The 23,062-nt window shown below is 72.2% G+C and carries 22 protein-coding genes; 8 read left to right on the top strand and 14 right to left on the bottom strand.

Annotation, left to right across the window (positions count from 1 at the left end; genetic code table 11):
* From H295_RS0125430 to H295_RS0125415, 4 genes are all read right to left on the bottom strand, one after another.
* The gene (locus H295_RS0125430; RefSeq protein WP_020138168.1) at positions 1 to 1,164 is read right to left on the bottom strand and encodes a glycosyltransferase; all 1,164 of its coding nucleotides are present in this window, start codon (positions 1,162 to 1,164) and stop codon (positions 1 to 3) included.
* Complete coding sequence (locus tag H295_RS0125425) at positions 1,161 to 2,294, bottom strand: glycosyltransferase family 4 protein (RefSeq protein ID WP_028809737.1); 1,134 nt, start codon at positions 2,292 to 2,294, stop codon at positions 1,161 to 1,163. Before H295_RS0125425 ends, H295_RS0125430 begins: the two co-directional genes overlap by 4 nt.
* A 187-nt stretch (positions 2,295 to 2,481) precedes the next feature.
* A complete protein-coding gene (locus H295_RS0125420; protein WP_020138166.1) occupies positions 2,482 to 3,900 on the bottom strand; it encodes a hypothetical protein in 1,419 nt (472 codons plus the stop codon).
* A 300-nt stretch (positions 3,901 to 4,200) separates the two neighbouring features.
* Positions 4,201 to 4,593, bottom strand: coding sequence for an ankyrin repeat domain-containing protein (locus H295_RS0125415; RefSeq protein WP_020138165.1), 393 nt, complete (start codon positions 4,591 to 4,593; stop codon positions 4,201 to 4,203).
* Between the two features lie 217 nt (positions 4,594 to 4,810).
* On the opposite strand from H295_RS0125415, the gene H295_RS0125410 reads away from it, so the two are divergent.
* Positions 4,811 to 5,005, top strand: coding sequence for a hypothetical protein (locus tag H295_RS0125410; RefSeq protein WP_007380617.1), 195 nt, complete (start codon positions 4,811 to 4,813; stop codon positions 5,003 to 5,005).
* Between the two features lie 40 nt (positions 5,006 to 5,045).
* On the top strand, positions 5,046 to 6,614 hold the full coding sequence (locus H295_RS0125405) for an ABC transporter ATP-binding protein (RefSeq protein ID WP_020138164.1): 1,569 nt from the start codon (positions 5,046 to 5,048) through the stop codon (positions 6,612 to 6,614).
* A 119-nt stretch (positions 6,615 to 6,733) separates the two neighbouring features.
* On the opposite strand, the gene H295_RS0125400 is transcribed toward H295_RS0125405, so the two are convergent.
* Complete coding sequence (locus H295_RS0125400; RefSeq protein WP_020138163.1) at positions 6,734 to 8,230, bottom strand: PLP-dependent aminotransferase family protein; 1,497 nt, start codon at positions 8,228 to 8,230, stop codon at positions 6,734 to 6,736.
* 126 nt (positions 8,231 to 8,356) lie between these two features.
* Here H295_RS0125400 and H295_RS0125395 point away from each other — a divergent pair, with 126 nt between their 5' ends.
* From H295_RS0125395 to H295_RS0125380, 4 genes are all read left to right on the top strand, one after another.
* On the top strand, positions 8,357 to 9,010 hold the full coding sequence (locus tag H295_RS0125395; RefSeq protein WP_020138162.1) for a YczE/YyaS/YitT family protein: 654 nt from the start codon (positions 8,357 to 8,359) through the stop codon (positions 9,008 to 9,010).
* Positions 9,007 to 9,774, top strand: a complete 768-nt coding sequence (locus tag H295_RS0125390; protein WP_020138161.1) for a glycerophosphodiester phosphodiesterase — start codon at positions 9,007 to 9,009, stop codon at positions 9,772 to 9,774. The genes H295_RS0125395 and H295_RS0125390 overlap by 4 nt, the downstream gene beginning before the upstream one ends.
* Positions 9,775 to 9,825: 51 nt before the next feature.
* Positions 9,826 to 11,181 carry an MFS transporter gene (locus tag H295_RS0125385; RefSeq protein ID WP_020138160.1) on the top strand — a complete coding sequence of 452 codons (1,356 nt, stop codon included), beginning with the start codon at positions 9,826 to 9,828 and terminating at the stop codon, positions 11,179 to 11,181.
* A 268-nt stretch (positions 11,182 to 11,449) separates the two neighbouring features.
* Positions 11,450 to 11,824 (top strand): RNA polymerase-binding protein RbpA, encoded by a 375-nt coding sequence (locus H295_RS0125380; RefSeq protein WP_003977404.1) that lies wholly within the window; start codon positions 11,450 to 11,452, stop codon positions 11,822 to 11,824.
* 102 nt (positions 11,825 to 11,926) lie between these two features.
* Here the strand turns inward: H295_RS0125380 and fxsA are convergent, their stop codons facing one another.
* From fxsA to H295_RS0125360, 4 genes are all read right to left on the bottom strand, one after another.
* A complete protein-coding gene (fxsA, locus tag H295_RS0125375; protein WP_020138159.1) occupies positions 11,927 to 12,496 on the bottom strand; it encodes an FxsA family membrane protein in 570 nt (189 codons plus the stop codon).
* 97 nt (positions 12,497 to 12,593) lie between these two features.
* Positions 12,594 to 13,388: a polyprenol monophosphomannose synthase gene (locus H295_RS0125370; RefSeq protein ID WP_020138158.1), complete on the bottom strand. Its 795-nt coding sequence runs from the start codon at positions 13,386 to 13,388 to the stop codon at positions 12,594 to 12,596.
* A gap of 568 nt (positions 13,389 to 13,956) precedes the next feature.
* Complete coding sequence (locus tag H295_RS0125365; protein ID WP_020138157.1) at positions 13,957 to 15,543, bottom strand: amidohydrolase; 1,587 nt, start codon at positions 15,541 to 15,543, stop codon at positions 13,957 to 13,959.
* 52 nt (positions 15,544 to 15,595) lie between these two features.
* A complete protein-coding gene (locus H295_RS0125360) occupies positions 15,596 to 16,036 on the bottom strand; it encodes an Lrp/AsnC family transcriptional regulator (protein WP_020138156.1) in 441 nt (146 codons plus the stop codon).
* 268 nt (positions 16,037 to 16,304) lie between these two features.
* Here H295_RS0125360 and H295_RS0125355 point away from each other — a divergent pair, with 268 nt between their 5' ends.
* Positions 16,305 to 16,736 carry a hypothetical protein gene (locus tag H295_RS0125355; protein ID WP_020138155.1) on the top strand — a complete coding sequence of 144 codons (432 nt, stop codon included), beginning with the start codon at positions 16,305 to 16,307 and terminating at the stop codon, positions 16,734 to 16,736.
* Between the two features lie 10 nt (positions 16,737 to 16,746).
* Here H295_RS0125355 and H295_RS0125350 read toward each other — a convergent pair whose 3' ends face one another.
* The 3 genes from H295_RS0125350 to H295_RS0125340 form a co-directional block, all read right to left on the bottom strand.
* Positions 16,747 to 17,841: a phosphotransferase family protein gene (locus H295_RS0125350; RefSeq protein ID WP_020138154.1), complete on the bottom strand. Its 1,095-nt coding sequence runs from the start codon at positions 17,839 to 17,841 to the stop codon at positions 16,747 to 16,749.
* A gap of 12 nt (positions 17,842 to 17,853) precedes the next feature.
* Positions 17,854 to 18,963 (bottom strand): hypothetical protein, encoded by a 1,110-nt coding sequence (locus H295_RS0125345; RefSeq protein WP_020138153.1) that lies wholly within the window; start codon positions 18,961 to 18,963, stop codon positions 17,854 to 17,856.
* A 337-nt stretch (positions 18,964 to 19,300) separates the two neighbouring features.
* Positions 19,301 to 20,473, bottom strand: a complete 1,173-nt coding sequence (locus tag H295_RS0125340) for an acyl-CoA dehydrogenase (RefSeq protein ID WP_020138152.1) — start codon at positions 20,471 to 20,473, stop codon at positions 19,301 to 19,303.
* Positions 20,474 to 20,816: 343 nt separating this feature from the next.
* Between H295_RS0125340 and H295_RS0125335 the strand changes: the two genes are divergently transcribed.
* Entirely contained in the window at positions 20,817 to 22,049 is a 1,233-nt protein-coding gene (locus H295_RS0125335; protein ID WP_020138151.1) for a glycoside hydrolase family 18 protein, read from the top strand.
* 53 nt (positions 22,050 to 22,102) lie between these two features.
* On the opposite strand, the gene H295_RS0125330 is transcribed toward H295_RS0125335, so the two are convergent.
* Together H295_RS0125330 and H295_RS46815 are read right to left on the bottom strand one after the other, a co-directional pair.
* Complete coding sequence (locus H295_RS0125330) at positions 22,103 to 22,777, bottom strand: TetR/AcrR family transcriptional regulator (RefSeq protein WP_028809736.1); 675 nt, start codon at positions 22,775 to 22,777, stop codon at positions 22,103 to 22,105.
* 89 nt (positions 22,778 to 22,866) lie between these two features.
* A complete protein-coding gene (locus tag H295_RS46815) occupies positions 22,867 to 23,007 on the bottom strand; it encodes an SCO1431 family membrane protein (RefSeq protein ID WP_020138149.1) in 141 nt (46 codons plus the stop codon).
* Between the last annotated feature and the right edge of the window lie 55 nt (positions 23,008 to 23,062).

Below are 23,062 nucleotides of genomic sequence, written 5' to 3'. Positions count from 1 at the left end.
TCATGCCACACCCCCGCGCACGGACCGCCGTACAAGTGCCTCCGTGTCGTGCGCGGCGAGAAACGCCCGCACTGCGGTGTCCCACCCGAAGCACTCCGCACGCGCGCGTGCGATCCCTCGGCGCTCGGCCTCCGGACGGTCCAGCAGCAGGTCCACGGCGTCCGCGAACGCCTCCCCGCGGTCGGCGGCGACGGCCCCGGCGGAGCCGATCACCTCCGGCAGCGCGGAGGAGGCGCTCACCACGACCGGTGTGCCACAGGCCATGGCCTCCAGCGCGGCGAGCCCGAAGGTCTCGGCGGGCCCGGGGGCCAGGCACACGTCGGCGGAGGCCTGGAGCGCGCCGAGCAGCCCGCGGTCCGCGATGTGCCCGAGGAAGGTCACCGGCAGCCCGCGCTCCATCGCCCGCTGCTCCAGCCGCGGCCGCAGCGGCCCGTCCCCGGCCACCACGAGCACCGCGGGCCGGCCCCGGCGCGCCAGGGACTCGACGGCGTCCAGGGCGGTGCCCGGCCGCTTCTCCACCGACAGCCGGGTGCACGTCACGAGCAGTGTCTCGTCCTCGCGCGCGTACCGGCTCCTGAGGCCCGTGTCGCGCAGCGCCGGGTGCCGCGCGACCAGGTCGACGCCCAACGGGGCCCGTACGACGTTCCGGGCCCCGATCCGTACGAACTCCCGTTCCGCGAACTCCGTGGTGCACACCACGCGCGCGTACGTGTGCGCCGTACGGACGTTGAGGGCGTCGGCGGCGCGCCGGGCCGCGTTCTCCGGCAGTCCCCAGGTGCGCAGGACGCCGTCGGCGGTCTCGTGGGAGACCATCACGGCGGGGACCCGGGCGCGGCGGGCCCACTTGCCGGTCCATCTGAGGGTCGTCCGGTCGGAGACCTCCAGGCGGTCGGGGGCGAGTTGCTCCAGGAGGCGGGCCACGCGGGGCTTGTCGGCGAGGACCCGGTAACCGCCGGTGCCGGGGAGCAACGGCCCGGGCAGGGTGATGACGCGTCCCTGCTCGGTCCGCCGGTCGCTCGCGCGGTCGCCCGGCACGACGAGCACCGCCTCGTGTCCGGCCTCCTGGTAGCCCTTGCCGAGTTCACGCAGGGCGGTGCGCAGGCCGCCCGAGGCGGGGGCGACGAAGTTGGCGAGCCTGACGATCCGCAGCGACTGGCCGCTCATGCCGCCACCGCCGTCTTCCGGCCGGCGAGGACGGCACCGTAGTGGCCGATCAGCTGGTCGCCGACGGCCGCCCAGGTACGCCCCTCGACGAGGGCCCGCGCGGCGGAGCCGAACGCGGCGCGCAGGCCCGGATCGGCGGCCAGGGACCGCACCGCGTCCCGTACGGCGGCCGGGTCGCGCGGCGGGACGAGGAACCCGGTGCGCCCGTGGGCGACCAGGTCCAGCGGTCCGCCCGAGGCGGGCGCGACCACGGGGACCCCGCTGGCCATGGCCTCCTGCACGGTCTGGCAGAAGGTCTCGAAGGGGCCGGTGTGCGCGAAGACGTCGAAGGAGGCGAAGATCCGGGCCAGGTCGTCGCCCGTGCGGCGGCCCAGGAAGACCGCGCCGGGCAGGGCCTCGGTGAGCGAGGGTTCGCTCGGTCCGTCGCCGACCACCACGACCTTGACGCCTTCCAGGCGGCAGACGTCGGCCAGCAGTTCGACGTGTTTCTCGGGGGCGAGCCGGCCGACGTATCCGACGATCGACTCGCCGTTCGGGGCGAGTTGCCGGCGCAGGTTCTCGTCGCGCAGTTCGGGACGGAAGCGGACGGTGTCGACGCCCCGCGGCCACAGCTTGACCCGGGGCACGCCGTGCGCCTCCAGGTCGCGCAGGGAGGCGCTGGACGGGGCGAGGGTGAGGTCGGCGGCGGCGTGCACGGAGCGGATGCGGCGCCAGGCCGCGGCCTCGCCCGCGTGCACGTAGGTGCGGGCGTATCCGGCGAGGTCGGTCTGGTAGACGGCCACAGCGGGGATGCCGAGCCGGGCGGCGGCGGCCATGCCGCGGACGCCGAGGACGAAGGGGCTGGCCAGGTGGACGACGTCGGCGCGGTGCTCGGCGATCGCCGCGGCCACGCGCCTGCTGGGGAGGGCGACGCGGACCTGGGGGTAGCCCGGGAGCGGGAGGGAGGGGACACGGACGACGGGGCAGGGCGCGAGGGCGTCCACGCCGGGCCCGGGGCCGGACGCGGTGGCCGGCGCGACGACGAGCGGGAGGTGACCGCGATCTACGAGGTGCCGGGCGGTCTGGAGCGCGCAGTGGGCCACGCCGTTCACATCGGGGGGAAAGGATTCGGTCACTATGACGACACGCATACCGGTGTTGTCGCCGTACTGGACGTGGCCGCGTCAACGTGGATCTTTGCGAACGGTGAACGTCCCATGAGCGTTCCGCTCCGCACCCTTGCAGGTCAGGCCGTGTCCATGCCGACCTGACCCGCGGGTCATCCCGAGTTCACCGGCCGGGCCCGAGGGTGCCCGGCGGTCCCTTCCGGGGCCGGTGTCACATGGCGGCGGTGTCCGGTCCGATACGGCTGCGGACGACTGTCTGGACCTCGGCCTCCTCGGCCGGGTCGGCGGCGAGCCTGCGCAGTCGTTCCACGACCCGGGCGTCGCCGGTCTCGGCGTGCCGGGCGGCGATCTCGCGGGTGGTCTCCTCGCAGTCCCAGAGGCACTCGACGGCGAATCCGGTGGGGAAGGAGGGGTCGGTGGCGGCGAGCGCGTGGGCGGCGCGGCCCCGGAGATGGGAGGAGGCCGTCTCCCGGTAGACATGGCGCAGCACGGGGGCGGCGCAGGCGATGCCGAGCCGTCCGGCGCCGTCGACGAGGGTCCACAGGGTGGGTGCGTCGGGGCCCTCGCCCCGGACGGCCTCACGGAGGGCCGCGAGGACGAGGTCCCGGTCCTGGGCTCCGCCCAGACAGGCGAGCATGCGTCCGGCGGCGGCTCCGAGCGGATCGGGCCGTCGCGCCCAGCTCCGGGCCCGGTCGACGGCGGCGATACTGCGCATGCGTTCGAATGAATCGAGCGCGGCCTCCACGACGGCCGCGGAGCCGGTCGCCACGGCCCGTTCGATCAGATCGAAGGCGGCGGAGTCATTGCTGTCGGCGAGGTAGCGCAGGGCGGTGCTGCGCGCCCCGTCGGTGCCGTCCTCGGCGGTCGCGAGGATCTCGGGCCGGTCCTCGGGTCCGGCCACGGCGGCCAGACAGCGGGCGGCGGGCACATGCAGCGCGGCCCCCCGCTCGACGCCCTGCTGGGCCCACTCGAAGACGGCCCGCACGCTCCACCCCGGACGGGGCCCGGCAGGTCGCATCTGGCGTTGCCACCGGTCGAAACAGCCGGCCTCCTGAGCGGCACGCACACGCGTGGAGACGGATTCGCGGGGATCGTCGGCCCACAACCGCCAGGGCCTCGGCTCGAAGGCGTCCCGGACGGCGACGGCCAGCTCGGCCTCGCCCTCGGGATCGGTGCCGAACCGGGCGAGCACGGGCGCGGCGAGGGCCCGCAGGCCCGCGTCGTCGTCCCGCAGCGCGAGTTCGTCCAGCGCCCAGGCCCAGTTGGAGCCCGAGGCGGCGTACCTGCGCAGCAGTTCGAGCGCGTCGCGCCTGCCGTAGGAGGCGAGATGGCCGAGGACGGCGAGGGCCAGGCCCGTGCGTGACTCCTCGGTGTCGAAGACGTCGTCCACCTCGAAGAGGTGCGCCTCGATCTCGTCCAGCTCGCCGTTCAGGTCGAGGTAGAGACGGGCGTAGTAAAGGGAGCGGTTCTCCACCTGCCAGTCGTGGCGGGGATCGCGCAGCACGCAGTGGTTCAGGGCCGCGAGCGCCTCGGCGCGCGGGGCGGTGAGCGCGTGCAGCGTGCCGTCGCCGCGGCCCCGCTGAAGCAGGCCGAGCAGCGTACCGCTGGGCGCTATGACCGGATCGAACATGGGAAACAGCCTCACATCAAGCGTCGACGCAACCGGGGACGTGCATTACCTGGCCGCGTGACAACACGTCGGGGCGCCCGCCGTTTCCTGCTTGCTGTAAGCCATCTTCCTCTGCCTCTCGTCGGTGGCCCATGCGGACCGTTTCACGGCCCACGCGGTGCGGCATCACCTGCCCAGCCATCCCGTCCGTGAACCACGACGTCATGATGACCCGGCACTTCCGTCTGCCGCGACCGAAATTTCGGCGGCCCTGTACCGCCTCCCCCGTTGTGTGTGTTTTCGCTGGTCAGATCATGTGGGTCAGTGCGCGCCGAACAGTTCGAGCAGCTCCGTCCGGCCGAACATCCGGGCCGTGTCGACGGCCGAGGGAGTGCCCTCGGCCGGGTCGGCGCCGCCGTCGAGCAGGGCCTTGATGACCCCCTCGGAGCCCTTGAAGACCGCCCCGGCGAGCGGTGTCTGCCCCCGGTCGTTGACGCCACCGGCCGCCGCCCCGCGGGCGACGAGGGCACGGACCGCGTCCGCGTGACCGTGGTAGGCGGCGAGCATCACGAGCGAGTCCCCGCGGTCGTTGGTGAGGCCCGCCGGAACACCCGCGTCGACGTACGCCACCAGCGCCTCGGTCTGCCCCTGCCGGGCCAGATCGAAGATCTTGGTCGCCAGCTCCACGACCTCGGGGTCGGGGGCTTCGCTCATCGGCCGGACCGCCTCTCATACAACCGTTCAGGTGAATCGCAAGGGTACTGGCTCATGCCGCACATGACCCGAAGCGCCGGACGCAGGGATCGCCACGGCTCTGCCAAACAAGTGAAATCAGCGGAATTTCACCCATTTGCACCTTTTGTCGTATGGATACATGCTGTGATCCTGGAAGTACTCATGGTGACTGTCCCCACGAACCAGGAGCACTCACATGATCCTCTCCATCTCCGGTGTCGTTCTGCTCGGCATCGTCGTCTTCATCTTCTTCCGCAAGGACGGGCTCAAGGCCTCCCACGCCCTGATCTCGGCATTGTTCGGCTTCTACCTGGCCAGCACGGCCATCGCACCGAGCATCAAGGCCGGCGGCGAGAGCCTGGCGAGCCTCCTCGGCGGCATCAAGTTCTGACGTCGTCCCTCCCGTCCGTACGCACCAACAGGAGACAGCCGTGGCCCGCCGCCCCCTCCCCCGCATCCTGAGCACAGGCAGCGCGCAGATCGCCCGGAGCCGGGAGCTGGCCCGGACGGCGGCCGACAGCGCCACCGACGTCCTCCACCCGCTGATCACGATCACCCGCGGTCTGCGCCGGCTGGCCTCGGCCGGGCGGCGCAGATGGGCCGAGACCCCCAAGGACCGGCGCGGGCCGCTGCTGTTCCTGGTGGCCTCGGTGGTCCTGGTCGTCGCGCTCGTCCCGTACGGCCCGCTGCTCGCCGTCATCAGCCTGATGGCGGCGGCGGCCTGGCACGGCCGGGAGCGCAAGTCCCCGGAGCCGGAAGGACCCGACGAGTCGCAGACCCAGCGCCTCCAGTCGCTGTACGAAGCGCTCGTCCCGTACTTCTCGGCCGCCGAGGACCCGGACCCGCTGTACACGCACGGCGGCGAATGGGAGAAGGCCTTCCCCGCCTACGACTTCGACGCCGCCGGCCGCATCACGCATCTGCTCGTCCGCTACCCGGCGTACTTCACCGACGGCGAGGCAGAGTCCCGGGCCCGCATCGAGCAGCTGCTGCACGCCAAGTCGGGCCGCGGCCGCGAGTACCACTTCAGCTGGGACGAGGAGGGCAACGAACTCACCGTCACCGTCCTCGCCCCGCTCCCCACCGACATCGCCGCCCAGCGGTTCGTCACCGCCCCGGGCGAGACGGTCCTCGGCTTCACCGACCCCACCCAGGTCCAGCGCACGCTCCCGCTCGGCTACGGCGACGGGCAGCGCGACGTCCCGCCGGTCGTCTGGCGCACCGGCATCCGCTCCACCGAGCCGCATCTGCTGGTCATGGGCCAGCCGGGCAGCGGCACCTCGACCCTGCTGCGCTCGATCGCGCTCCAGGCTCTTCAGTACGGCGACGTCGTCATCGTCGAGGGCGGCGGCACCGGCGAGTACGCGTGCCTCACCGGACGGGACGGCGTCCTCGCGGTCGAGTGCGGTCTTGCGGGGGCGCTGGCGAGCCTGGAGTGGGCGGCGACCGAGACCGAGCGCCGCCTGATCGCCGTCAACCACGCCCGTCAGGCGGGCCGGCCCGCACCGGACGACACCAAGCGCCCCCTGTGGGTCCTGCTCGACCGGCCCACCGCCTTCACCCACCTCGCCGCCGCGGACGGCCGCAAGGATCCGCAGTCCCTGCTCCAGGTCCCCCTGCGGCACGGGCGTGCGGCAAACGTCACGGTGGTGGTGGCCGACCAGTTCGACAGCGCGGAAGCGCTGAGCGATCCGGTACGGCAGCACACGCGCGCGCGGGTCGTGCTGGGGCCCGCGACCGCGGAGCAGCTGGAGGCCGTGCTGGGGGTGCCGCCGCACACGACTCCCGTGGCGCAGGTGCCGCCCGGGCGCGGGTACGCCCGCCTGGGGACCGGGCCCGTGCACCGGCTCCAGGTTCCGGCGACCCCGGATCCCTACGACGACGCGACGAGCGAGGCGGACCGGCAGGCGGTGCTGGCGCTGCTGCCGGAACGGACCACTCCGGCCGACGGGGAGACGGTTCCGTCGGACGCGGAAGCGGTGGCCGCGGAGGCGCCGTAGCGGCGGAGCAGCTGAGGAGCGTCGGCGGCTGCGGGTCAGTGGGGGCTGGTCGCGCCCACGCGGCGGCAGCCGCACATTCAGCACAGCCCCGCGCCCCTGGGTGGGTCCCGTCAGCCTTCTCAAGCCACGAACGTGCGCGGTGACTCCCCGCCTCCCGACCCGCCGCTCTCCACCACCCTGGCCGCCGCGGCCAACCGTGCCGCCGCCTCCTCCGCCAGCGCGCCACCCACCGTGAACGGCAGGCGCACATAGCCCTCGAAGGCGCCGTCCACCCCGAAGCGGGGACCGGACGGCACGCGGACCCCCACCCGCTCCCCCACTTCCGCCAGCCGCGAGCCGGACAGTCCGCCGGCCCGCACCCACAGCGTCAGGCCGCCCTGCGGGACCTCGAACTCCCAGGACGGGAGTTCCTTGCGCACCGCGGCCACCAGCGCGTCCCGGTTCTCCCGGGCCTGGCCCCGGCGCAGTTCCACGGCGTGCTCCCAGCCGCCGGTGCTGAACAGCCAGTTCACGGCCAGCTGTTCGAGGACCGGTGTCCCGAGGTCGGCGTAGGCGCGGGCGGCGACCAGGCTGCGGATGACGTCCGGTGCCGCCCGCACCCAGCCGATGCGCATCCCCGCCCAGAACGCCTTGCTGGCGGAGCCGACGGTGACCACGGTGGAACCGGCCGGGTCGAAGGCGCACACCGGGCGCGGCATCGAGACGTCGTCGAGCCACAGCTCCGTCATCGTCTCGTCGGCCACCAGCACGGTCCCCGCGGACCGTGCCGCCTCCACCAGCCGGCGCCGCTGGTCCTCGTCGGCCAGCGCACCGGTCGGATTGTGGAAGTCGGCGACGACATAGGCGATCCGGGGTGCCGCGTCCCGCAGGACCTGGCGCCAGCGGTCCATGTCCCAGCCGGTCAGCCCCTCCGCCATCGCGACGGGCACCAGCCGGGCGCCCGCCTCCCGCATCAGCTGGAGGATGTTCGCGTAGGAGGGGGACTCGACCGCGATGCGCTCCCCGCGTCCGCCGAACAGATGACAGATGGCGTCGATCGCGCCCATCGCACCCGTGGTGACCATGATCTGCTCGGGCATGGTCGGGATCCCGCGCGCGGTGTAGCGCTCGGCGATCATCGCGCGCAGGGCGGGAAGCCCCGCCGGGTAGTCGCCGTGGGTGTGGGCGTACGGCGGCAGCTCCTCCAGGGCGCCTTGCACCGCACGGGTCAGCCAGGGCTCGGGGGCGGGCAGGGCCGCACAGCCCAGGTCGATCATCGAGCCGAGGGTCTCGGGCGGGAGGGGTTCCAGGCCGCGGGCGGGAAGCGGGTTACCGGCCGGGACCGCGGTCCAGCTGCCCGCGCCGCGCCGGGACTCCAGGAATCCCTCGGCCCGCAGCGCCTCGTAGGCCGCCGCGACGGTCGTACGGCTGACGGACAGGGAGAGGGCCAGCTCGCGTTCGGCGGGCAGTCGGGCGGCCACCGGGACCCGGCCCTCCAGGACCAGCAGGCGGATGCCGTCGGCGAGGGCGCGGTAGGCCGGCGGGCGGCGCGTGGCCGTGCCCGCCGGGCGGTCCTGCTGGGAGTTGAGGAGCCGGGCGAGCTGCGCGGCACCCACCGCCGAGGTCCACTGCGCCACTGAAATCAGTCCACCTTCCCGGAATTGGCCATGGATGGCATGTCATCCCACGCCACAGGGTGTCATGTGTCAGGCCACCCGCACCACCTCGCATTCAGCCCACGATCACCCCAGGGGGAACCCACCTTGTCCGCACAGAGCCGTCTCGGGCGCCGGTTGATCCAGCTGTACGTCGGGCTCGCCCTGTACGGGGCCAGCTCCGCGCTGCTCGTCGAGGCGGGCCTGGGCCTGGAGCCCTGGGGCGTGCTGCACCAGGGCCTCGCCGAGCGCACCGGTGTGTCCATCGGGGTCGTGTCGATCATCGTGGGCGCGGCGGTGCTGCTGCTGTGGATCCCGCTGCGCCAGCGGCCGGGGCTCGGCACCGTCTCCAACGTCTTCGTGGTCGGCATCGCCATGGACGCCACCCTGGCCGCGGTCCCCGACGTGCACGGTCTCGCCGTACGGATACCTGTCCTGCTGGCCGGCATCCTGCTCAACGGGGTGGCCACCGGCCTCTACATCGCGGCCCGCTTCGGCCCGGGGCCGAGGGACGGTCTGATGACGGGGCTGCACCGGCGCACGGGGCGCTCGATCCGGCTGATGCGGACCGGCATCGAGGTGGCGGTCGTGGTCACCGGGTTCGCCCTCGGCGGCACCATCGGCGTCGGCACCGTCCTCTACGCGGTGTCCATCGGCCCGCTCGCCCAGCTCTTCCTGAGGGTGTTCGCCGTGTCCCCGGCATCCGACGGCAGCACGGTCGTTGCCGCGGGGCAACCGCGGGGAGCGATACTGCGACCGTGACCCCGCGGATACGCCACCCCTACCTCGACCATCCCGGCCCGATCCCCTTCGCCCACCGGGGCGGGGCGGCGGACGGCCTGGAGAACACCGCCTTCCAGTTCCGGCAGGCGGTCGAGGCCGGCTACCGCTATCTGGAGACGGACGTCCACGCCACCGCCGACGGCAGGCTGGTCGCCTTCCACGACAGCACGCTGGACCGGGTGACCGACGGCGCGGGCCGGATAGCGGACCTGCCGTGGGCCGACGTGCGGCACGCGCGCGTGGCGGGCAAGGAGCCGGTGCCGCTCTTCGAGGAACTCCTGGAGACCTTCCCGGAGGCCCGCTGGAACATCGACGTCAAGGCCGAGCCGGCCCTCCTGCCCCTCCTGGAACTCGTCGGGCGCACCGACACCTGGGACCGGATCTGCGTCGGCTCCTTCTCCGAGGCGCGCGTGATGCGCGCCCAGCGGCTGGCCGGACCGCGCCTGGCGACGTCGTACGGCACGAGGGGGGTGCTCAATCTGCGGATGCGCTCCTGGGGAGTGCCCGCTGCGCTGCGCCGCTCGGCCGTCGCCGCCCAGGTGCCCGAGACCCAGTCCGGCATCCAGGTGGTCGACCACCGGTTCGTGCGCGCGGCCCACGCGCACGGGCTCCAGGTGCACGTGTGGACCGTCAACGAACCCGATCGCATGCACCGGCTCCTGGACCTGGGAGTCGATGGCATCATGACCGATCACATCGACACTCTGCGCAAGGTCATGGAGGACCGGGGCACCTGGGTCTGACCCGTCCCGGCACCGGTCCGCGCAGGGCACCACCGGGAAGCGAGGGCACGGGTGGGCACCGACACCGTGCGGGCGGGTTCGGCCGACGAGGCCGCCGAACGGCGGCGCGAGCAGCGCGGCTGGTACTTCTACGACTGGGCCTGCTCCGTCTACTCGACGAGCGTGCTCACCGTGTTCCTCGGCCCCTATCTGACGTCGGTCGCCAAGAACGCGGCGGACGCGGACGGTTACGTCCATCCGCTGGGCATCCCGGTACGGGCCGGTTCCTTCTTCGCGTACTCGGTGTCCCTCTCGGTGATCGTGGCCGTGCTCGTGATGCCCCTGGTGGGCGCCGCCGCCGACCGCAGCGGCCGTAAGAAGCCGCTGCTCGCGGCCGCCGCCTACACCGGGGCCGCGGCCACGACCGGCATGTTCTTCCTCGGCGGCGACCGCTATCTGCTCGGTGGCGTGCTCCTGGTCGTCGCGAACGCGGCGCAGTCGGTGGGGACGATGCTCTACAACTCCTACCTCCCGCAGATCGCCCCGCCCGAGGAGCGTGACGCGGTCTCCTCCCGGGGCTGGGCCTTCGGCTACGCGGCGGGCGCCCTGGTCCTGGTCGCGAACCTCGTGCTGTACACGGGCCACGCGTCCTTCGGGCTCTCCGAGAGCGCCGCGGTCCGCATCTGCCTGGCCTCGGCCGGGCTGTGGTGGGGCGCCTTCGCGCTGATTCCGCTGCGCCGGCTGCGGGACCGGAGGTCTGCCGCCCAGGAGACCAGGGAGCCCACGGCCCCGGGCTTCCGGCAGCTCGCCGCCACCGTCCGCGGCATGCGCCGCCACCCGCTCACCCTCGCCTTCCTGCTGGCGTACCTGATCTACAACGACGGCATCCAGACCGTCATCTCCCAGGCGTCGGTCTACGGCTCGGAGGAGCTGGGTCTCGGCCAGTCGACCCTCATCGCGGCCGTGCTCCTGGTCCAGGTGCTCGCGGTGGCGGGGGCGCTGGCGCTCGGCCGGATCGCGCGGACCCACGGGGCCAAGCGCACGATCCTCGGCTCGCTGGTGGCCTGGGCGGTGATCCTGGCGGCCGGGTTCTTCCTGCCCGCCGGCGCGCCCGTGTGGTTCTTCGTCCTGGCGTCCGGGATCGGGCTGGTGCTCGGCGGCAGCCAGGCGCTGTCCCGCTCCCTGTTCTCCCATCTCGTCCCGCCGGGCAAGGAGGCCGAATACTTCTCGGCGTACGAGATGAGCGACCGGGGCATGAGCTGGCTGGGGCCGCTGCTGTTCGGGATCACCTACCAGCTGACGGGGAGCTACCGGGACGCGATCGTCTCCCTGGTGGCCTTCTTCGTGATCGGATTCGCCCTGCTCGCGAGGGTTCCGGTACGGCAGGCGATCAGCGACGCGGGCAATCCCGTACCCGAAAGGATTTAGCGTTCAACACCAAAGCGCTGTAGTGTACGCGTTTGGCCTGCCAGGCGTACCGTTACTGCGCGTCAAAGATGCCGAAACGCTGGGTGACATCTGCTAGCAGATGTGACAAACCGGGCGCTGGTGGGTACAACAAGGGGCGGCTACGACGGCGACGCATTGCCCGGGACGGGACCCGGAACGGGAATCTTTACCGCCGACCGGACGTTGACCGGTATGACGACGACAGCGACACCTGTCCTGTGGGCGACAAGCCCGGGAGGCACGATTCATGAGTGAGCGAGCTCTTCGCGGCACGCGCCTCGTGGTGACCAGCTACGAGACGGACCGCGGCATCGACCTGGCCCCGCGCCAGGCCGTGGAGTACGCATGTGAGAAGGGGCACCGCTTCGAGATGCCCTTCTCGGTCGAGGCGGAGATCCCGCCGGAGTGGGAGTGCAAGGTCTGCGGGGCCCAGGCACTCCTGGTCGACGGCGACGGCCCTGAGGAAAAGAAGGCCAAGCCCGCGCGTACCCATTGGGACATGCTGATGGAACGGCGCACCCGCGAGGAGCTCGAAGAGGTCCTCGAGGAGCGTCTGGCGGTTCTGCGATCCGGTGCGATGAACATCGCGGTTCATCCCCGGGACAGCCGCAAGTCGGCGTAGTCCCCGCGGGGACTGGGCCGCAGACAAACAGCACAAGTGCACGTCCAGAACCGCGGGCGCCGTACCTGACACTCAGGTACGGCGCCCGCGGTTTCTGTGCTGTCAGCGGGTGAGGGGCGGCCTGCGGTCCTCCGGGGTGTCCTCCGGTCGGTCCTGCACGTCACGGATGACCTCGCCCTGGACCACCTTGCCGTCGGGGCGGTGCATGCGGGCCTGCTGGAAGGCGTCACCCAGGCTGCCCTGCGCGGCGGTGCGGAGCCTGCGGTCGAAGGTGCGCTCGGCGTAGCGGCCGACGGCCTTCTGGACCGGCGGGATCAGCAGGAGCAGGCCCACCGCGTCGGAGATCAGGCCCGGGATCATCAGGAGCAGACCGCCCAGCATCATCAGGCCGTTGCCACCGCTGTCCGAGTCCGACGGGGCGCCGCCCCGCTGGAGCGCCTCGTTCAGGTTCCGGAAGGCGCGGCGGCCGGCGCGCTTGATCACCACCGAGCCGAGCACGAAGCCGGCGACGAGGAGCAGGAACACCGCGAACCCGCTCGCCGCGCCCGCGACCAGGGTCAGCAGCCAGATCTCCAGCACCAGCCAGGCGGCGACGCCCAGCGGCAGGAAGGTGCGGACACGGGAGCGGCGGGGCCGGGCGGGGTACGTGGGGGTCGAAGCGCCTGTCGTCATACGTCCAGTGTGCCTGGGCGTGGCTCAGCACGGCATAAGGGGCCGATCAGCCGGATCTGTGGAACCGCGGGCCCTTTGCGCCCAGCAGGCCGTGGGGCTACGCCTGCGGGCGCTTGCCGCGCGCGGTGATCCGGCCGATCCGCTCGCCCACGCCCCAGGTCGTGACCCGCCACAGGGCCTCCACCAGGATGTCGCGGCTCATCTTGGAGTCGCCCAGTTCGCGCTCGACGAAGGTGATCGGCACCTCCACGACCTGGAAGCCGGCCTTGACCGCACGGCGGGCCAGGTCGACCTGGAAGCAGTAGCCCTGCGAGGCGACGTTCTCCAGGCCCAGGCCTTCGAGGGTCTCGCGGCGGAACGCGCGGTAGCCGCCGGTGATGTCCCGCAGGGGCAGGTCGAGGGCCACGCGGGAGTAGAAGCTGCCACCCCGGGAGATGACCTCGCGGGACTTGGGCCAGTTCACCACCCGGCCGCCGGGCACCCAGCGCGAGCCGAGCACCAGGTCGGCGTTCTTGAGGGCGGTCAGCAGCCGGGGCAGTTCCTCGGGCTGGTGGGAGCCGTCGGCGTCCATCTCGACCAGGACGCCGTAGTCGTGCTCCAGACCCCAGCGGAAGCCCGCGAGGTAGGCGGCGCCGAGACCTTCCTTGCCCTTGCGGTGCAGGACGTGGACCTGGTCGTCCTCGACGGCGAGTTCGTCGGCGAGCTTGCCGGTGCCGTCGGGGCTGTTGTCGTCGGCCACGAGGACGTGGGCGTCAGGGACGGCCGCCCGCACCCGGCCGACGATCGACTTGACGTTCTCCGCCTCGTTGTAGGTCGGAATGATCACCAAGGCGGTGCCGAGCGGGCCGAACCGTCTCTCCTGGGCCGTGCGGGCCCCGTCACCGTCGTTCACTGCTGCCCCTTCGAGTCATTGCGCAGGCGTCCACCATAGTGCTCACGGCCTGCGATGACGTGACAAGGCGTTCGTATGCTGGTGTCGTTTCCACAAGAGCGGGGTAAGGGTACGATTTTCGGCCCCAGGGGCGAAATGCGACCCTCGCCGAGAGCAGTCGCCGCACTGCGGATGGGGGCCCGGCGCCCTTCGGGCCGACCTGGGGCCCGCTGGCTGCGGGTCGACCGAAAGCCGTTGTCTACTGAACGTCCGGGCCCCACCCGGGTCACACCTTCCCGGCCGGACGGAACGTTCCCTCGCCGTGGCGCGAGCGCTGAGCCTGGCTCCCAGTGGCGGTGCCCCGGTGCGGCACACCGTCCCTGACCCAGCGGCGCTGCGACGACTGGGCGGAGGTTCCGCGGTCGGGCGTCCGGTGGTGGACCCGGCCGAACCTACCGGCCCCCTGCCGTCGCCTGTCAACAGCCGTTTGACCTGCGGCTCCGTCGTCAATGCCCTGGTCAGTGGGGAGGATGCGCAGGTCGCGCGACAGGGTGGCGAGGGGTGAGCGGTTCCGCGCCACCCCAGGAGATCACTCGCCCGGCCGTACGAAAACCGTCCGTCCGCCGACCACCGTGCGCAGACAGACGGGCAGGTCACGGCCCGGCGTGAGGTCGGGCAGGCCGGGAGTGCCGGAGCGCGGGTCGGTGGACCAGCGGGCCACGCGGTCGTCGGGGGCCTGGACGACCAGTTCGTCGGTGCGCCACACCGCGTAGTCGGCGGGGGCACCGGGCACCAGGACGCCGGCGTCGTCCCGGCCGATCGCCCGCCAGCCGCCGCGGGTGTGCGCGGTGAAGGCGGCGCGCACCGAGACCCGGTGGCCGGGGGTGCGGTGGAAGGCGGCCGCGCGGACCGTGCCCCACGGGTCGAGGGGGGTCACCGGGCTGTCGGAGCCGAAGGCGAGCGGGACACCCGCGCGCAGGAGGGCCGCGAAGGGGTTGAGACGGCTCGCCCGCTCCCGGCCCAGGCGGCGGGCGTACATGCCCTCCTCACCGCCCCACAGGGCGTCGAAGGCGGGCTGCACGGAGGCGGTGAGACCGAGTTCGGCGAAGGCGGCAATGGCCTCGGGGGTGAGCAGTTCGGCGTGCTCGACGCGGTGCCGGGCGGCCCGGACGCGGGCCAGGCCGAGCTTCTCGGCGGCGGCGCGGACCCCCTCGACCACGGCGGTCACGGCCGCGTCCCCGATGGCGTGGAAGCCGGCCTGGAGGCCCGCCTCGGTGCAGGCGACGACATGGGCGGCCACGGCGGCGGCGTCCAGGTGGGCGACGCCGGTGTGGTCGGCGTCGGCGTACGGCTCGTGCAGGCAGGCGGTGTGGGAGCCGAGGGCGCCGTCCACGAAGAGGTCCCCGGCGGCGCCGACCGCGCCGAGCGCGCGCGCCTTGTCGACGTCCTGCTCGGCCCAGTAGCCGACGACCCGTGGACCGGGTTCGGCGTCCGCGAGGCGCAGGAGCCCGGTGAAGTCCTCCTCCGAGGAGATTTCCGGTCCTGCGCATTCGTGAACGGTCCCGATGCCGAGGGAGGCCGCGTGGGCGAGCGCGGCGCGCTGCGCCTGCGCGCGCTGGGCCGGGGAGACGGAGGCGAGAGCCGTCGCGCGCACGGCGTGATGGGCGTCGGCGGTGAGCGGGCCGTCAACGTGCCCCACGGCCGTCATGTCGAGAAGTGCCGTCGTCACGACCGCCGAGTGGACGTCGATGCGGCTCAGGTACAGCGGGCGGCCGCCGGTGGCCTCGTCCAGCTCGGCGCGCGTGGGCGGGCGGCCACCCGGCCAGCGGGCCGCGTCCCAGCCGTGACCGAGGAGGACGCGGTCGTCCGGGCGGGCGGTCGCGAAGTCCCGTACGAGATCCAGTGCCGCGGCCAGGGAGGGAGCGTCGGAGAGGTCGAGGCCGGTGAGGGCGAGGCCCGTCGCGGTGGTGTGCACATGTGCGTCGGTGAACGCGGGGGTGACCAGCGCGCCGTCCAGGTCCACGACCTCGTCGACTCCGTCGGCGAAGGCGTCGGCGGCGCCTTCCGAGCCGACCCACGCCACCTGTCCACGCTCGACGACCATCGCGGTGGCGAAGGGGTCGGCAGGGCTGTGGACCTCGCCCCGGCGGAGGAGCACCGTCTGCTGTTCACTCATGAGGACAGTGTTTCAGGGGCCGCCCCGCCGTACGGGCGCGGGCCCCGCCGGATCAGATCCTCGGCGGACGCGCCTCGTACGGGGTCGACAGCACCACCGTGGTGCGGGTCGAGACGCCCGCCAGGGTCCTCAGGCGCGCCAGCAGCTCCTCCAGCTCGTGCGGAGTGGCCACCCGCACCTTCAGGATGTAGTTCTCGTCGCCCGCCACGCTGTGGCACGCCTCGATCTCGGGGACGCCCGCCAGGCGTTCCGCGATGTCGTCGGGGGCGCTGGGGTCGAAGGGTTTCACCGAGATGAAGGCCGTCATGGGCAGGCCCACCGCCTCCGGGTCGACCACGGCGGCGTACCCGCGGATGACACCGCGCTGCTCCAGCCGTCGCACCCGCTGGTGCACGGCCGACGTGGACAGGCCCGTGGCCTTGCCCAGGTCTGTGTAACTCATCCGCCCGTCCTTGACGAGCAGCTGCACGATTTGTCGGTCCAGCTCCTCCATGGCGCTAGAACCTACAGTGCGCCTGATCTCCTCGGATACCTGAGCGGCCCAGGTCATGCCCGGTTCGTGATGTGACCGGGCGCCGCCGGTGCGCCGTCCGGGGGACAAAGCGACCGCCAGGGGCACCTGCGAGCGGCATGTGACGAAGGCCACACCCCTGCGGGAGCCTCCGTGATGTTCTCGTGATTACCTCCATGACCGGACGGGAAGTGCTTGCTGTGGTCGAGGCCGCAGTGCCTTCACGGCCCAGCCCGAGGGGGAGAACCCAATGCAGAGTCTTAAGCGCCCTGGTCGTACCGCGCCCAAGCGCCTGGCAGTCGTCGAGCCCGAGCCGGAGGGCGTCGAACTCGACGCCCTGGACGACGAGTTCGACGCGTACGACACCTTCGAGATGTACCGGGTGATCTGCCCGGACTGCGCGCAGCCCATCGCGCTCCTCGCGGACGAGGAGGTGCTGCCGGAGCACGCGCTGTGCGCCTCGCCGTGGAACCCCTTCGGCCTGACGGTGTGTGCCGGTACGGGTCGCCGGGCCGCCGAGGCCGGTTCGGCGGACGAGTCCGCGGAGCCCCAGGAGCAGGACACGGCCCTGCTGTTGACGCTCCCTCAGGGTCTCGACTGGCGGACCCAGCCGTTCTCGCACGTGGGCGGCCCCGGTTCGCGCCCCATGCGGGTGCCGGTGATCCGCCGCCAGGCCGCCTGAGCCCCTTCGCTCAGTCCCCGTAGTCGCCCTGCACCATGGTTCGCAGGCTGCCGTGGTGCAGGATCAGCGTGTCGGGATCGTCCGGTACGACCACCTCGCCGAAGTACGCCTGGCGGTAGGCGACCCTCAGCATGACGATCGCTTGCCGCAGCGCCGCGTACAGCGTGTAGAAGTCCATGTCGCGTGGCGTGTGGCCGGTGAGTTCGGCGTAACGGGCCTCGATGCGGTCGCGGCGCAGGAAGTCGGGCAGTCCGCGCTGCCCGAAGGCGACCGTGAGGTCCTGGAAGAAGCGGTGCAGGTAGACCATCCAGCCGAGGTCGACCTCGCGCGGGGCCAGGGCCGCCATCTCCCAGTCCAGTACGGCGACGGGGTCGAAGCCGTCGTAGACGACGTTCCCGATGCGTGCGTCGCCCCAGGTGAAGACGGCGGGACCCGGGTCGCGCGGCCAGATGTCCTCCAGCCGGTCGAAGGACCGCTCGATGAGGGGTGAGCGGGCGAGACCGTCCACCACCCAGTCGTAGTAGGCGCGTTGGGCGGTGACGTGTCGGCGCAGGGCGTCGCCCTGACCTGACGGAGCCAGGAACTCGACCTCCTTCAGCGGGACTTGGTCGTGCAGGCGCGCCAACAGGCCTACCGAAGCCGCCTCCAGGTGCTCGCGTTCGGCGTCGCTCGCGGAGTGCAGCCAGTTGCCCTCGTAGGTGTAGGGCATGACGTCCGGCGGTATCCGCCCTGCCACGCGCTCCATGACGAAGAAGGGCGCCCCCAGCGGGCCGGGGTCCTCCTCCAGCCACTGCACCCTCGGCACCGGGAGGTCGGAGAACTCCGCCACCGTCCGCATCGTGCGGTACTGGCGGACCATGTCGTACACCGGGAAGACCGTGTACGCCGACGGGTCTGCCGCCAGCCGCAACGCGCACTCCCGCAGGGGCGGTGCGGGGTGCTCGACGGTAAAGAGCAGGGTCTCGCTGGACATGCCGTTCGAGGCGGGGACGGTGATGTCCGTCGCCCTGGCTCCCGGGAGCCGGGTGCCGAGCCAGGCGGTGAGGCGGCCGGCCAGTTCCTCGGGGTCGCGGGTGGTGGTGCGCGGGCGGGGTGCCGTGGCCATGAGCTCGTCCCCTTACGGTGCGACGGAGTCGAATCCGGTGAAGCCGCTCGGGTCGTGGCGGCCGAACGAGCCGTGTTCGAAGATGCCGTGGCCGACCCGGCCGTCCAGGCGGAAGCGGGCCGCGTGGTCGGTGACGCCGAACGCGGCCAGGGGGTGCTCCCGCGAGAGGTCGTAGGTACGGCGGTCGGTCCAGTCGCGGCCCTGCCAGGTGCCGTGCTGCCAGTCGTCGGAGGGCGGATAGCCGGCGCCCAGGGCGAGTGGCGAGGAGGTGAGGACCTCCACCTCCAGCTCCATGGGCTTGCGGAGGTCTCCGAGGTGGACGAGGGCGCGTTCGGGGTGGCGGGTGCCGGGGCGGTAGGCGATCTCGGCCTGCGGCCAGCCGAGTTGGCGGTCCCGGTGGCCGGGACGGACCAGGGTCGCGTCGTTCAGCGAGCGGTGGCCGTCGGCGTCCTCCTGGACGATCACCATGAGGAACCGGTCCTCGAAGCGGACCGGGCACCAGATCCAGTGGAAGCCCTCGGTCGGCTGCTCCTCGGCGAACCGGCCGCCCTCCTCCCCCGGCACCGGCCGTAAGCCCCAACTGCGGTCGCGGGTCCCGGTCCAGCCCCGGACCCGGATCTCGCGCCCGGCCACCCGGATCCACCCGTCGCAGTGTCCGGCCTGCACGAACCGCCGGCCCTCCAGGGTGAGCCGACCGCCCCGCCGCTGGAGGTGGTGCGGTTCCCACAGGGCGGGGAAGTCGGCGGTCCAGTTGATCTCGTACGACAGTCCGTCCGGGTCGTCCGGGGCGGCCTCGCAGCTCACCACGAAGTCGCGCAGCGGGCGTTCGACGAGGATCCGCAGCGGGCCCACGCCCAGGTCGGTCCGGTCGTCCCGCAGGGCGTCCGAGGCGCGCACCGCGTGCAGGGTGTCGCCGAGGCGCAGGGTGGCGTAGGCGTCGATGACCCCGAGGTTGGGGTACACCCCGAGCCCGAGGATCAACAGGGCGTGTCCCTCGTGGTCGAGGACGTGGAAGATGCAGCGGTCGTAGGCGTTGCGGTCGCCCGTCGCCACGTACTTCATGGACAGGGGGACCTGGTGCACGGGGTACTCGTCGAGCGGTACCGGGCGGTCGTCGGCCACGGTCAACCTCTCTGCCGGCCTGCCGGGGTGGGGGCTGACGGTACGTCAGGGAGGTGTCAGTGGCCAGATGTTCGGCCGGACGCCGGTGAACTCACGCTCGATTGCGGGGAGCGGTGACCCGGTCCCGGGCTGTCGCGTTGCCCCGGCATGACCCTTGCCTACGCGCCGGTCGCCGAATCGGTTCCCCCCTCCTACCGGCCCGCTCCGCCGCCGCCCCAGGACCCGCCCATCTACCGTGATCTGATGCGGACCTGGGCCGTCGGCGGCCGCACCCTGCCGGGGCGCCACGACCCGGAGTGGGTCCGGCTCGCGGCGCCGCAGGTCAGGCCGGGGCAGTTCAGCGCGTCTCAGGACCCGCCAGGTGACGGGCGATGACCATCCGCTGGATCTGGTTGGTGCCTTCGACGATCTGCAGGACCTTGGCCTCGCGCATGTACCGCTCGGCCGGGAAGTCGGCGGTGTACCCATAGCCGCCGAGGACCTGGACGGCGTCGGTGGTGACCTTCATCGCGGTGTCGGTGCAGTGCAGTTTCGCCATGGCCGCCTGCTTGGCGAAGGGCCGCCCGGCGTCCCGCAGCCGGGCCGCCGCGAGGTACAGCGCCCGGCCGGCCTCGATCTGGGTCGCCATGTCGGCGAGCATGAAGCGCAGGCCCTGGAAGTCGGCGATCGGCCGCCCGAACTGCTGTCGCCCGGTCGCGTAGCCGACGGCCTCGTCGAGAGCCGCCTGGGCCAGCCCGATCGCGCAGGCCGCGATGCCGAGCCGTCCGGAGTCCAGGGCGGAGAGGGCGATCGCAAAGCCCTGGCCCTCGTCGCCGACGCGCCGTGCGTCCGGGACCCGTACGCCGTCGAAGTGCACCTGGGCGGTGGGCGAGCCCTTCATGCCCATCTTCCTCTCCGGCGCGGCGGCACTGACGCCGTCCGCGTCGGCGGGGACCAGGAACGCGGTGATCCCTCGCGGGCCCTCCTCGCCGGTCCGCGCCATGACGGTGTAGAAGTCCGCGATCCCGCCGTGGGTGATCCAGGCCTTGGTGCCGTTGATCACCCAGTCGTCGCCGTCCCGGACCGCCCGGGTGCGCAGCGAGGCCGCGTCGGATCCGGAGGACGGCTCCGAGAGGCAGTAGGCGCCGAGGAGCCCGCCGCCGAGCATCGCGGGCAGGTGCTCGACCTGCTGCTGCTTGGTGCCGTAGCTGGCCAGCGCGTAGGAGGCGAGGGTGTGCACACTGACGCCGAGGCCGACGGTGAGGCGGGCCGCGGCGAGCTCTTCGAGGACCTGGAGGTAGACCTCGTACGGCTGGTCGGCACCGCCGTGTTCGGAGTCGTAGGGCAGACCGAGCAGTCCGGTCCGGGAGAGCAGGGTGAAGACCTCGCGCGGGAAGTGCCCGGCGTCCTCCTCCTCGGCCGCCTTCGGGGCGATCTCGGCCTGCGCGATGTCGCGGACGAGCGAGATCAGTTCCCGGGCCTCGTCCGTGGGCAGTTGCCGGTCCACCGGCTGCGGGGCGCGGTCGGGCATGGCGACGCTCTCCTCCCTGTAGGGCGCTGGCGGACGCACGCCGTGGGGTGGGGCGGCTCCGCCGGTCTCACTGGGCGCCGCTCGCTGCTCGCGTCTCCCGGGTCACGGAAGCTGCTGACCAGCGGCTGCGCCCTGTGAGTATGCCCGATCGGGGACCCCTGGTCGCTGGTTAACGACCGCTTACTTCAAGATAGCCCAGGGCACCGACAAGCGGCCGCGCGATCGCACTGGAATTGGTCCGAACCATTGACGCGGTGGTCTAGTCCTCCTACTGTTCCGGCAACGCTTTACCGCGTTCATGCCAACCCCCTGGCGTTCCCCTCTCCCCCACGAGGAGACACCGATGCACCTTCCCCAGCGCGCCCGGCTCCGGGCGCTGATCTCCGCCGCGTGCTGCGCGGTCCTGGGCGCGGGCCTGCTGGCCGGCGCGAGCAGCGCGACCGCGACCCCTGAGACTCCGCAAGTGAAGGCGGCCGGCTCCAAGGTCGTCGGCTACTTCACCGAATGGGGCACCTACGACCGCAAGTACTACGTCAAGAACATCGAGACCTCCGGCTCGGCGGCGAAGCTGACGCACATCAACTACGCCTTCGGCAACGTCACCGGCGGCAAGTGCGCGATGGGCGACGCCTACGCGGCGACCGACCGGACCTACACCGCGGCCGAGTCGGTGGACGGCGTGGCCGACACCTGGGACCAGCCGCTGCGGGGCAACTTCAACCAGCTCCGGGAGCTGAAGAAGAAGCACCCGGGACTGAAGGTCATCTGGTCGTTCGGCGGCTGGACCTGGTCAAGCGGCTTCGGCGAGGCCGCCCGCAACCCCGCCGCGTTCGCGCAGTCCTGCTACGACCTGGTCGAGAACTCGAAGTGGGCCGACGTCTTCGACGGCATCGACATCGACTGGGAGTACCCGAACGCGTGCGGCAACACCTGTGACACCAGCGGCCGGGAGGCGTTCAAGAACCTGATGGCGGCGCTGCGTGCGAAGTTCGGCAGCGGCTCGCTGGTCACCGCCGCGATCACCGCCGACGCCACGGCGGGCGGCAAGATCGACGCGGCGAACTACGCGGGCGCGGCGCAGTACGTCGACTGGTACAACCCGATGACGTACGACTACTTCGGCGCCTGGGACGCGTCGGGACCGACGGCTCCGCACTCGGCGCTGAACAGCTACTCGGGCATCCCGAAGGCGAACTTCTCCACCTCGGCGACGATCGCCAAGCTCAAGGGGCTCGGCATCCCGGCCTCGAAACTGCTGCTCGGCATCGGGTTCTACGGCCGCGGCTGGACCGGGGTCACACAGTCGGCACCCGGTGGCAGCGCGACCGGTCCGGCGGCGGGCACCTACGAACAGGGCATCGACGACTACAAGGTGCTCAAGTCCAAGTGCCCGGCGACGGGGACGGTCGGCGGCACGGCGTACGCCAAGTGCGGCAACAACTGGTGGAGTTACGACACCCCCGCGACCATCGCGACGAAGATGACGTACAAGAACCAGCAGGGCCTCGGCGGCACCTTCTTCTGGGAGCTGAGCGGGGACACCTCGGGCGGCGAGCTGATCAGGGCAATCAACTAGCGGACCCGAACCGGGACTTGGGGCGGGGGACCACGAGCCTCCGCCCCTTGCCGTCAGCCGTCCCTGCGGGCGGGCCGGGGCGCGGGGTAGTCGGGGTCCATCTCCTCGATGGCGCGCATCGAGCCGCCGAGGGCCTTGACCAGGAGGTCGCGCAGGGTGTCGCGGGAGAGCTGGGGCGGGCCGTCGATCCAGTCCAGGGTGGCGCCCTCGACGCTGCACACCCAGGCGAGCAGTCCCATGCGGGCCAGCGGGGCGATGTCGGTACGGCCGTACGCCCCTTGGGCGATGGTCGCGACGATCGCCTCGCGCACACCGTCCCGGACCGCGTGCACCTCGGCGTCGAAGCCGACCCCGCCGCTGACGACCGTGCGATAGGCGGCCTGGTTGTGCTCGGCGTAGCGGAGATAGCTGTCCAGGGTGCGGTGGACGTGTTCCACCTGCCCCACTTCCTCTTCCAGCCCGAGCCCGCTCGCCGCGTAGGTGACCAGGTCGGCGACGGCGTCCTGGATGATCGCCAGGTAGTAGCCCCGCTTGGACTGGAAGTAGTAGTAGATCAGCCCCTTGGCGACATGCGCCTGCTTGGCGATGTCGTCCATGGAGAGCGCGTCGTAGGAGGTGTCCGCGAACAACTTCCGCCCGATGGCGATGAGTTCGGCGCGGCGCGCAACCGAGCGCTCGGTGCCGCGGGCCCGCGGCCGGGCGGCTTCACGCTGATCACTGATATTCAAATTCCGACCCTGGTCTCGGGCTGGCGGCGGGACAAGCGCAGTATGTCAGGTCACCTTTGAGTCAGGTCACAGCAGGCAGATGAGTCGGATCACAGCAGGCCGAGCTGCGTGACGAGCATCGCGATCACGGCGACGAGGACCCAGCCCGCGAGGTGTTCGACGACGGACGGGCCGTTGCCCCGGGGGCCGCCGGTGCGGGTGCGGGCGGCGGTGGCTGACTGTGCGGTCATGGTGTCTCGCTGCTCTCGGACGACTGGGTGGACTCCCCCACCGGTCTCCCCCCAC

It is taken from the genome of Streptomyces sp. 351MFTsu5.1, from assembly GCF_000383655.1.
GTDB classification, from domain to species: domain Bacteria; phylum Actinomycetota; class Actinomycetes; order Streptomycetales; family Streptomycetaceae; genus Streptomyces; species Streptomyces griseorubiginosus.
Note: the sequence above shows the minus strand (reverse complement) of the source record. Positions and strands in the feature narration are given on the sequence as shown.